This window comes from Halomicrococcus pelagicus, from assembly GCF_050954125.1.
This window is the reverse complement of sequence record NZ_JBPBWC010000024.1, coordinates 66075-75146: the sequence shown is the minus strand read 5'-3', so window position 1 is coordinate 75146 and position 9072 is coordinate 66075. Positions and strand designations below refer to the sequence as shown.

The window sequence follows — 9072 nt, the reverse complement described above, 5'->3', positions numbered from 1 at the left end:
CCTCTATGGACTCGTACTTGGGGGAACGTACGATTATCTCGCCGGGCATCGAACGTTCATGAGTCAAGAAGCCGCCGGATGAACGACCGCTGACACCGATTCCTAACAAACGGCTTTTCGCGCGCAGAGTTTTCCACTCCGAATGTTGGTATCGTCGCAGAACATCCATCTCTTCATAGAATTGCGAGGCGGATACCCTGGCCCTTGAGGTCGGGGAGGAAGCCAACACTCGATGACGCAAACCACACACGCTGGTAAGAGGCGACCAGTAGCTGCGAACATTGTGTATCGTTTTATTTGTTGAGTCCATGTTTGACTCCGTACCCTATTTTCAGGTATGATTCAATTATTAGAAAGAATATGGGTATAGATATTATAAATAGTAAGAAACTGCTTTGGAGGCCAAGATTCGAAGGTACTTCTAATAGTGAAAACCCTTTAAAAGAGATGATGGGGACAGTATCCGACTTTTCTGCCCTAACTGGAGCTACTCGCCACCAATTCCATACTTGGAAGAGAAATGCAATAAGCAACCAATAGGAGGCTGCGATCAGCCAGTTACTGAAGTAGACACGACTCATGCTTACTTTCTTTATTTCTATTGGTGCACGATAGACTGGAATATCTGTATCGGATACATAGATACACAATATGATTGGGAGAAAATACCAGAGAGTGAAATACGAAAGAAGGACAGGTAGTAGAAATATCCACCAATGGTCTACGAGAACAGCTGGAACAGTCCTATTAACAATTGGAATATAAGATCCCACCATATCTTGTAGATCGAACCAGAAAAAAGAGTAGAGATCACGAGCCATGGTCGGTGCATCGATTGGCGATCCAATCGTGAATGTTGCAGTTGTAATCAGATCGCCGAAATCTATCTGCTCGCCGGGGCGAAATTCGATCGACAAATCTTCAACTGAAGATGGAGTATATAAAGTGAGAAACCCAAGGAAGAACGCAGATAGAAATCCAAATACTGACCAGACGCCAAATACGATTGATCCATCCCTTAGGATTTGTCTCCAGTTTTTGAATGTCGGTAGTTGGTCTTCGTCTTTAAGCACTGTTCGAAGGAGCTGAGCGATATAGCCGCTAAGAAACAGTGCGGACGGCAGACTGTGAAATACTGTAAGAACAACACCAATTAGGAACGTTCGAGAAACTCTGTCGCTTTTTTGCACCAACTGAGTGAATCTGTTACTTGCTAAATATTCCATCCCGATGTCGCCTACTGTTCGTTCTGTATCGTGTGCTCGTGATTGTCCGAGAATGATGTAACCCATCGACAAAATTATGAAGCTTAAAAATCCACGAAGAAATTCAATCGACTCCCTGAGAAGACCGATAAGAACCGGCTGAGTTGAAGATTCTAATAGCCCGGTATGGGACCAGAGTGTTATGGTACTGAGCAACCAAAATAGCATGAAGAGTACCCAATGCTTGGCATAATATTCGCGTTCCAGTATACTCTTTATTTCTGAAAAGTCGAACCCTGCGCGGAGAGAATTCTCTTCAGAAAAGGCAATCATCGCTGCAGGAGCGATATACATACCTATCAAGAACAAGAGCGCCTTTGGAGAGACGATGCTCGAAAAGGCGATTGATTCTCGTAGCGCTGTTTCTCCTGTATTTGTGATATTTGCTAGTAATTGAAATTGGCTTGCGCCAGCTAATGAGCTGAAAAGAGCGAGAAATAATTCTGCGCTCTGCCTATTTGATGTGCTAGCTGGGAGACTACCCACTAATGCTATCGCCAGGTATGTAAACCATATTATGTAGGATTTGGCTCCAATACTGAGAAGCTGCGGCCAATTCGTAAACGACGGCTCTTGAGGATCAGCTGCCGAAATCCCCGACGTATTTTGCAAAATTCGGATATAGATTCCCATTACAAACACAGAGGGAAGCACCAGCCAAATTCCATACCCCCATAGCAAACCACCCAACAATACTGTAGTAGTGAGCTCAGGAAGAGACCGAAAATACCCATACGCTGATCGAATAGCCTCAACGCCTCGACTTTCAGTAACTATGCGTACTGGATCACTCACCCATCTCTCCCTCCCCACAACGCTCCACCGCAAACTACATCAAAGTGGACGGTCGTTCTCTTCATCAAGCCAAAATACCGTACAAGCTCGCTTCAACCGCTTTGAGCTACCCACGACTAAAGTCGTGGGATTCAGCGTGGACTCCCGTTCTGACCTCGGATGAGGCAGGAGAATAGCCTCCGTTCACGGTCACCATCCCGCTGTTCGATCAGCGCTGATTCTGACGCAATTTGATGGATACCAACGTCAGTCGCCATGTGTAGAGGAGATGGAAGGAGGTGGTGATGCGGTGAGCGTAGGCAGATGGGTAGGTGCTTGTACTCCCGCATCTGCATCTGAGCGCCGCCGTCAATGTGAGTCACCATGTACCGACGAGGCTGCTCGATGCAGTTCCGCCAAGACATGGGCTGGTATTAGACCCCTAGTGTCGTTTCGTTTCGTGAACGGTTTCAACAGTTTCTGCCAGTTTAGCTGAATACAGGCGCTAAGCCCCCGTCCTCAACGAGCAACGCAGCGGAGCGAGTAGCGCAGTAGGGCTGGGATACAGCGCCGTCATCATCTGTTCATACACGTTCTATTGCAGGCCCACAGCCCCACGTCCACCGAAAATGGTAGCCCTCCCCTCAAGGAACGAGCCGCGTCAGCGGCGAGTGAGTAGGGTAGGGTAGTTCACAGAGCGACTACCCACTGTGATCTGCCACCGCTCCGTGCACTTCCTCACGGCTGCTTGTTCGTAATCAACACTACTGTCACCGATAACGGGCCCTCGTGCTCGGTCGAGCAGCGCCGCCAGCGTCGCCGGCACACGACAGTTGTCATTCTCGGCATGCAGGATGTACCAGGACGCGTTGAGCGGAGAACTAGAGGCTCTCATCACTTTCCGTCCAGTCTGTGAATTCTAGCGTAATAGCCGAGTGTGTCCCTGTCTTTTCGTCTCTTGTACTGGAGTAGGTTCGTCGGGGGCGAACCCTCATGACGACGATGACAGAGAGCGTGGAGACATGGGGCAGGCAGTCCATGCTCCTGTGAGACAGCACTACTTTGCAGATGTCGAGGATCAATCCAACGGCATGGGCGGCCTCGACAATTGCATTCCAACTTGCAAAAAGTAAAATCTTGTTGTGGATGAAAATACTACCAGGGATAGTTCCGTCTCACCTGTAGATCTGGTCGAGAACCGGGCACGGAGGGGATCAGGATGCAAAAGGGCCGTAGAACGGGAAGGACACGACCCATGTTGGCTCTCGTCAGAGGTGACCGTCGGGTGGAAGCCCCCATGCTCGAAGGCCATACCCGACATTATCTAGTGGATGAAGGTTCGATTCAGTGACCGTGCTGAGTACGGGACGCGTATCTTGTACCTTTCTCAGCCTCCCGTGAACGGTCTGGAGGTGCGTTTAATGAGTCTGTAGCGTGTATTGGTACCATGACTCAGACTCGGTTCACTCCTGATCTCGAACTGGACGGGCTTTCCCCGGACGAGGCCTTCGCCATTCTGGGGAACGAAATCCGGTTAGAGATCATCCGCGTGCTCTGGCGGGCAGGTGCCGCCCACGTGTACGACGACGGCTCTGATGCTGTCGAAGTGGTGTCGTATTCCGAGTTGCAAAACGAGGTTGACGTCGATGATAACGGGAAGTTCAACTACCACCTCTCGGAACTCGCTCCTCACTTCGTCCGCCGAACTGACGACGGATACCGGTTGAGCAGTGCAGGAAAGCAGATCGCCAGAACGGTGATAGCCGTTTCTGGAGCGGAGAGCCTTGACTTCTCTCAGGAACTCGACGAGAATTGTCCGTTGTGCGGGGCAACCGTTGCGGCCACCTACGAGGATCAGTGGCTGCGAGTCGGCTGTACCGAGTGCGATGGGTTGTTCGGCGATCAAGCGCCGACGGGGACGCTCTTCCTCACGAACTATCCAGCAGCAGGGCTGACGACCCGAAACACTGAGCAAGCGCTCGCAGCCGGACTCTATCGGTGTGCTCTGGACATAACGTATCTAATGTACGGCATCTGTCGGGAGTGTGCAGGGCCGATCTCGTCGTCGGTGACAGTCTGTGACGTGCACGAACGTGATGGGAGGCACGCCTGCGACACCTGTGGAACGCCGTTTCCGGTCTGGGCAGATATGAGATGTAGCACCTGTGGATTCGCCAAGCGGTTACCGGTCGAGATGTTTGCGACTGGTCTCGTCTTAGCGACCGAACTGACCGGCAATCCCGAGTTGGACACCGACTCACCGGCGGTCGACGACGCCATCGAACTGCTACAGAATAACGTCGAGACCAACGTCTCGATGGAGCCTCTCCGCGTATCGCTTTGTATCGAGGTCGAGACGACGGTGTTCACTCTCACGTTGGACGACGAGATGAACATCGTCGAGTTCGATCGGGAGCCACGGACTGACACCGTTGTTTCGTAATCCGGACACGTCTGGCTCTGTTAGAGAAATGTTCTTCTCCAAACACATAAGTTGATCTCAGCGCTAGCACTAGCTGCTCGTATCAGAGCACAATCCGGCACTGTGGTGTCCGTTACGCGGAGGTGCCTCGAGGCGACACAAGCGGCGGAACGGACGGCACAGGAAGTGACGAATGACTATGACAAGCAAATCGATGCCGAACAGAGAGTGTACCACGGGGGTAACTCCATGACGGCAGTAGATCGCGGCAAGCAGGATCGCGTCCTCGATTGGGGCGGTTTCCCTGGCCGCTGGGAAATCACGCGTTCGACAGCGGACACGGACGGGGAACTGCTGGAAATGCGATTTGAGATCGAAGACGTCCCCGAAGACGGCCCGTTCGTCCACACCCATCCACACGCCGAAGAGCGCTACGAAGTGGTTTCAGGTGTGTTGGAAGTGTACGTAGATGGGGAATGGATGGAGGTAACGGCTGGTGAGGAACACACAGTTCCTCCGGGCACGGCTCACACGTTCAGGAACGCGACCCCCGTCGAGATCATCAACGTCCACGAGCCCGCACTACAGCACGAGGCGTTCTTCCGGCGGTTCCATCAGCTCGTCACGGAGCAGGGGGTGTCATTGCCTCCGGAGGGCTTCAAAGACATCGTGCTGTTAGCAATGCTGACGACGGAACACGAGGAGGACATATACGCAGTGAGCCCCCCACACTGGGTCTTTAAGAGTCTAGCTGGCCTGGGCCGCTTGCTCGGATACCACCTCCCGGATTAGTCAGCGATTGTGAACTACCCCACCCTACCGCTCGCCTGACGGCTCGCGCGTGAGGGTGGGGCTTCCTGCTTCGATGACGCGCTGTGAAGGAACCGGAGTAGTTTCCGTCGGGAGCGCAGTCTCCACAGGCGGTAATTCGGAGCGTCCCACTCCTACGTCTTCGAGGCCGCGAGACAGAATGTTCCACGCCGCGTTCCAGTCTCGGTCGGCGGTGAACCCGCACGATGGACAGGAATGTTCACGGACCCATAGCGGCTTGTCCGTCGAGATGCCGCATGACGCGCACTCTTTGGTCGTCCCTCTCGGGTTGACCGCCACGAAGTGCGTTCCTGCTCGTTCACACTTGTATTCGAGCAACGAGAGGAACGTCCGCCACGCGGCAGACGCGGTGGTGCGGCTGTTCGACGACGACTCCATCATCCCCTTCACGTTCAAGTCTTCAACTGCTACAAGGTCGTACTCCCGTCCGTGACCTCCTCCTCGCCGTACCCGGCGAGGCGTCCCACGGCACCGCACCGCTGGGGTGGGCTAGTTGCTGGTTTCCGACCCGTTGGCATGACGGGTCGATGGCGGGGCCACACCGCCGGTACTCCTATCCCGGCATAGGACTCGGAGGTATCTTGCTGACCGAGATACCACAGCGGTTCAAGAGGATGTCTTGAACGGTCTGGGCCTCGGAGTCCCGATAGTGTGCAATTAAGTGGGCGGTGTGACCGCCTCGGTGTACGTCATATTCTGAACCGATACTCCTTCAATATCCGTATTAGTGTCGATGCGTGGGTTGTGTGGGGGATGTCAGATTTACTCCCGCCGTACACGGCGGGATTCTCTCGCTGATTAAAGATAGACCCCGTCACCTGCCGTTCACACCCAACTCCGACTGGATCCGTACTCTGTGACCGAGTCCAGCAACACGTCTCTTTAGCAGTCGCTCAGCGGCACCCGTTCGGTGTGCTCTGGGTACCTATTGGAAGACTGCGTTCTCTTGGCGACCGCTGACGCTACGGGCACTCGGGCGAACGCTGTCGTCGTCTTGCGCCGATTAGTTGCCGGCGATGGCGGCAACAACCGCATCGTCAAGTCGATCGATGATGTCGGCAGTCACGTCCGCTGGGAGATCGTCGACTGCTTCGAGCGCATCGTGTAGGCGAGCGTGCATCGCATCGAACGCAGTCATACTTTCATCGGCGTGGTCGATTTCGTAGTCACCACAACGGAGTTCAGTAGCGTACGTACGTCCGGCGTGCTTTGCGCGAGCGATATCGGTGAGCCAGCGGGCGAGATCACGCTCCCACTCCTCGCGCAGCTCGTTGGTCTCATCGTCGTCGTCGGCGTTAGTCGGTTTCCAGGCGTCGAAGTCGGTGACATGTCGGCGCGCTCGGCGACAGACTGTGCGGTGTCTAGCTCCGTCTGCAGCCGCGTCTGGAGCGTGTCCGTGCTGCAGTAGTACGAATCGGCGGTCGGACTTGGATTCTCGTAGAGCTGGTCAGTAATGAGGTCCGTGTACGTCTCGCGGATGTGTTCCTTGCCGCGTTCCTGTTCGGCGTCTGCGACACGGTTGGTGAGGTGGAGACAGTAGGTGTCGACGAGGTCGTCGATCGTCTCCCGGGGAACGACGCCGTTCTCATAGGCCTGTGAGCGTGCAAGACCGGAGAGGATACGAGCGGCGGGTCGGTGGCTCGCCTTCAGGACGTCTTCGCCAACGCGGCTTTCGTGGATTTCGAGGGTGTCGTTCCAGTAGCCGCCGTCCTCGGGATTCTCGACTGCGTCCCGGAGTGTCTCCCAGTCGAGTTCTGGGCCAGGTTCGGCGAGGTCGTCGGGTGTGACCGTGAGATAGTACGAGTCGGGCTCGTACTCGCCGATCGATGTGTCGGGGTCAACCTTGAGATGGAGTTCTTCGATCGTCGTCTCGCCGTTCGCGAGCACCTGGACTACACAGGAATGCCACGGATTGCAGTAGCTTTGAAAGAGACGACGACCTCGCTGCCCTCAGCGAGGCCAAGCTTTTCACGACTGTCTTCTGTAATAATTACAGCCAACGGGTCGTCAGCATTGATATCGACCGCGATACGATGGATACGCTCGCCGTCCTCGATATCGACAATTGTACCGTTGAAGCGGTTTCGGGCGCTCGTATTTTCCGGCAGCGGGACGTCTGCGGGATCGTTCACTGTCACAGCATCCGCGCGAAGCATCAACTCCACCTCTCCGTCACTATCCTGTGGGATGAGTGCTCGCAGAAGACCGGCCGTCGTTTCGACGGTTGCGAGTTCGCCATCGCGCTCAGTGATGGTGCCGGTGAGGACGTTTTCGGTGATTTCGGCGACTCCCTTGAAACCTGTTTGTGCACGCTCGAACTGCGCGAGCAACTTTTCTGCGGTTTCGGTTAGTGTGCTTCCACCACCGTTGGTACCGCCGCGTTGACGTTCGACGAGCGACCCGAATGCTTCCTCCAGTTCGACGATTCGTCGTTGTGAGTGGCCGTACGACCGTCCGAGGTCGTCGGCGGCGGCGTTCAACGATCCGTTGGAATCGATTGCCTGCAATAGCGCGACATCGCGTGCGTCCAGTGCCACGCCGTCGCTTCCGATGTATGTGTCGAACTTCGTTTGGACATCCATGGTTCTACTATTCGGACCGGTATGAAAACCGTTATGCCATCTCAGATAGAACGGGGATGTATCCATGACGAAACAACGACGTGAACAACAGCAGCGTGAATGGCACGATGTCGCTACTGGACATTCTCGACGGGCGTTCCTGAAAACAGGCGGTGCAGCCGGAGCGGTCGCCCTGGCCGGCTGTACGGGTATACAGGGCGGTAACGGCGGCAACACCGATACGACGACGGGTACATCGGATAGTTCGTCTGGGTCGCAGTCGTCGATGGCTGACTCACTGACGATTTTCCATGCCGGAAGTCTCGAAACTCCATTCAGCGCTGCCCAGCCGAAATTCGAGGAAAAATACGACGTCACTGTCAACCGCGAAGCAAAAGGGTCAGTCGCGTCAACAAAAAAGATCACCAAGCTCGGGCGGAAAGCTGACGTCCTCGGGGTCTCTGACTTTCGGCTTATCCGCAATCGAGTCCTGTCCGAATACGGCGATTGGTACAGCATTTTCACTACCAACTCGATGTCGATTCAGTACCGAGAGGACTCGAAAGGAGCCGATGACATCAGCAAAGACAACTGGTGGGAGGTACTATCGCGTGACGGCGTAACAATCGGTCATTCCGATCCCGCGGTGGATCCTAGCGGCTACCGTGCCGTCATGACGCAGCAACTGGGCAAAATCCCCTTCCAGGGCTCGAAGCTGTACGACCAGTCGACCTACAAGAAGCTACGCAAGAACTCGACAGTACCGACCGGCACGGAAACGAACCTCGAAGGCCAACTGAAGAGTGGCAAGCTCGACTACGCGCTCTACTACCAGTCGATCAGTTCCACCTCGGACATGCCCTATATCGACCTCCAGCCGCAGGTCGACCTCTCGAAGGCGACTAGCAAATATGCCAAACACTACTCCAAGGCGAAGGTCGAAACCGATGCCGGCACCTTCACCGGGGCGCCAATTGCATACGGAATCACTGTGCCCAGCGTCGCCGAAGCATCGAAACTTGGTTCTAAGTGGGTCGAATTTATGATCAATGGCCAGGGCCAAGAGATTCTCAAGGACAAGGGACTTGTTCCGGTCGACCCCGCCGTCGTCCCGGCTTCGAGCAAAGACGCTGTCCCGTCGAACGTGCTGAAGCACGCGAACGCGAAGTCGAGCCTCGGACCGCTAAAATTGTAGCGTCACACGCTAACCACCTTTCAC

7 protein-coding genes and 1 pseudogene are annotated in these 9072 nt (G+C 54.8%); 3 read left to right on the top strand and 5 right to left on the bottom strand.

The window, feature by feature from the left end; genetic code table 11:
- Window positions 1-293: 293 nt before the first annotated feature.
- On the bottom strand, window positions 294-2060 hold the full coding sequence (locus tag ACRYA2_RS24515) for a DUF4013 domain-containing protein (RefSeq protein ID WP_433634025.1): 1767 nt from the start codon (window positions 2058-2060) through the stop codon (window positions 294-296).
- A 1426-nt stretch (window positions 2061-3486) separates the two neighbouring features.
- Between ACRYA2_RS24515 and ACRYA2_RS24510 the strand changes: the two genes are divergently transcribed.
- On the top strand, window positions 3487-4482 hold the full coding sequence (locus ACRYA2_RS24510; RefSeq protein ID WP_433634023.1) for a DUF7351 domain-containing protein: 996 nt from the start codon (window positions 3487-3489) through the stop codon (window positions 4480-4482).
- A gap of 228 nt (window positions 4483-4710) precedes the next feature.
- Window positions 4711-5253: a cupin domain-containing protein gene (locus ACRYA2_RS24505; RefSeq protein ID WP_433634021.1), complete on the top strand. Its 543-nt coding sequence runs from the start codon at window positions 4711-4713 to the stop codon at window positions 5251-5253.
- Between the two features lie 24 nt (window positions 5254-5277).
- On the opposite strand, the pseudogene ACRYA2_RS24500 reads toward ACRYA2_RS24505, so the two are convergent.
- The 4 genes and pseudogenes from ACRYA2_RS24500 to ACRYA2_RS24485 all read right to left on the bottom strand — a co-directional run.
- Window positions 5278-5721: pseudogene (locus ACRYA2_RS24500) on the bottom strand (RNA-guided endonuclease InsQ/TnpB family protein); the annotation flags it as partial.
- Window positions 5722-6295: 574 nt separating this feature from the next.
- The gene (locus ACRYA2_RS24495) at window positions 6296-6430 is read right to left on the bottom strand and encodes a hypothetical protein (RefSeq protein WP_433634019.1); all 135 of its coding nucleotides are present in this window, start codon (window positions 6428-6430) and stop codon (window positions 6296-6298) included.
- Window positions 6427-7179, bottom strand: coding sequence for a hypothetical protein (locus ACRYA2_RS24490; RefSeq protein ID WP_433634017.1), 753 nt, complete (start codon window positions 7177-7179; stop codon window positions 6427-6429). Before ACRYA2_RS24490 ends, ACRYA2_RS24495 begins: the two co-directional genes overlap by 4 nt.
- 5 nt (window positions 7180-7184) lie before the next feature.
- Window positions 7185-7874 (bottom strand): TOBE domain-containing protein, encoded by a 690-nt coding sequence (locus ACRYA2_RS24485; RefSeq protein ID WP_433634035.1) that lies wholly within the window; start codon window positions 7872-7874, stop codon window positions 7185-7187.
- A gap of 64 nt (window positions 7875-7938) precedes the next feature.
- Between ACRYA2_RS24485 and ACRYA2_RS24480 the strand changes: the two genes are divergently transcribed.
- Window positions 7939-9048: an extracellular solute-binding protein gene (locus ACRYA2_RS24480; protein ID WP_433634015.1), complete on the top strand. Its 1110-nt coding sequence runs from the start codon at window positions 7939-7941 to the stop codon at window positions 9046-9048.
- Window positions 9049-9072: the final 24 nt, after the last annotated feature.

Coding starts and splice junctions, on each gene's coding strand:
- ACRYA2_RS24510 (WP_433634023.1), top strand. CDS start 3,487: ATGACTCAGACTCGGTTCACTCCTGATCTCGAACTGGACGGGCTTTCC.
- ACRYA2_RS24505 (WP_433634021.1), top strand. CDS start 4,711: ATGACGGCAGTAGATCGCGGCAAGCAGGATCGCGTCCTCGATTGGGGC.
- ACRYA2_RS24495 (WP_433634019.1), bottom strand. CDS start 6,430: ATGACTGCGTTCGATGCGATGCACGCTCGCCTACACGATGCGCTCGAA.
- ACRYA2_RS24485 (WP_433634035.1), bottom strand. CDS start 7,874: ATGGATGTCCAAACGAAGTTCGACACATACATCGGAAGCGACGGCGTG.
- ACRYA2_RS24480 (WP_433634015.1), top strand. CDS start 7,939: ATGACGAAACAACGACGTGAACAACAGCAGCGTGAATGGCACGATGTC.